General features: G+C 69.7%; 1 protein-coding gene. It reads right to left on the bottom strand.

Annotated elements, in window-relative coordinates; translation table 11 throughout:
• On the bottom strand, positions 1 to 765 hold a 765-nt coding region (locus tag A5702_RS11780; protein ID WP_156371897.1), incomplete at its 3' end, for a PPE family protein.
• Positions 766 to 1,242: the final 477 nt, after the last annotated feature.

Below are 1,242 nucleotides of genomic sequence, written 5' to 3'. Positions count from 1 at the left end.
GTAGTTGTTCGTGGGGGTGGGCAACCCGCTTTGCAGGAAGTTCTGGATGGCGCTGGTCAGCCAGGTGAACGGCCCGGGCGGTGTCGTCGCGGCGGTGCTGGCCTGCTGCACGGCGGCGGCTTGCGGTGCCAGCGCGGCGACCTGGGTGGCGTTGGAGGCCACCGTCTGGGCGGTGTTGCCCGCCGGCTGAGTGGCCGCCTGGCTCACCGCCAACGCCTGATCGGCCAACCCATCAGGCGTGGTCGTGTTGGGCGGCGCGGCAAACGGGGTCAACTCCGAGGCCGTGGCCGAGGCCGCCGCATACCCATACATCGCCGCCGCGTCCTGGGCCCACATCTCCATGTACTGAGCCTCGGTCGCCATGATCGCCGGGGTGTTCTGACCAAAAAAGTTCGTCGCGACCAACGTCGCCAACAACACCCGATTCGCCGCAATCACCGGCGGCGGCACCGTCATCGCAAACGCCGCCTCAAACGCCGCCGCGGCCGCCCGACCCTGACTGGCCGTCTCCTCGGCCAACCCCGACATCGCCGAGAGCCAACTCACAAACGGCACCACCGCGGCCACCATCGACGCCGACGCCGGACCCACCCACGGCCCACTGGTCAACTCCGAAACCACCGAGCCATACCCACTGGCCGCCGTCGCCAACTCCGCGGCCACCTCATCCCACGCCGCCGAGGCCGCCATCAACGACCCCGAACCCGGACCCGCATACATCCGCCCGGAATTCACCTCCGGCGGTAACGCCCCGAAGTCAAACACCTGACGAACCGCCCGGTTCGAACGACATGTGTTTCCCTCGCGAGTGGTCTGGCTGGCTGGTTTCAAGCGAATTCGCTCGTTTGCGAAGGCTAGATCGCCGCGAGACGGCGGCGCTGGCGGCGAGCGGCCGGCAGGAAGGCAACCATGCCCTTCGCTGGGCGGCGGGGAGCGTGGCCGACGAGACGCCGGGCGGATGCGCGCGGTGGCGGGCCGCCCGCCTACCTGCGGGAACGGGACGCCGGGCGGATCGCCGCCCATTCTCGGCCCCGCGAAGGTCCGGGCGCGTCAGCCTCGGGGCGGGTTAAAAATCCGGTCGCAGAAAAAGGCCCGCGCCGCGTTCATCATGGCGACGCTGCGAGCCGGCCCGGACCGGGCACGCCGCCGCCGCATGCCCGATTCGTCGCCGGATAGCCGCCGGTTTCTCTCAGCACCGCCGGAACACGCTTTAGCGCGCGAAAAGTGCCGCGCTAAAGCGTG

Source organism: Mycobacterium sp. E3339, from assembly GCF_001666915.1.
Taxonomy (GTDB): Bacteria; Actinomycetota; Actinomycetes; order Mycobacteriales; family Mycobacteriaceae; genus Mycobacterium.
Note: the sequence above shows the minus strand (reverse complement) of the source record. Positions and strands in the feature narration are given on the sequence as shown.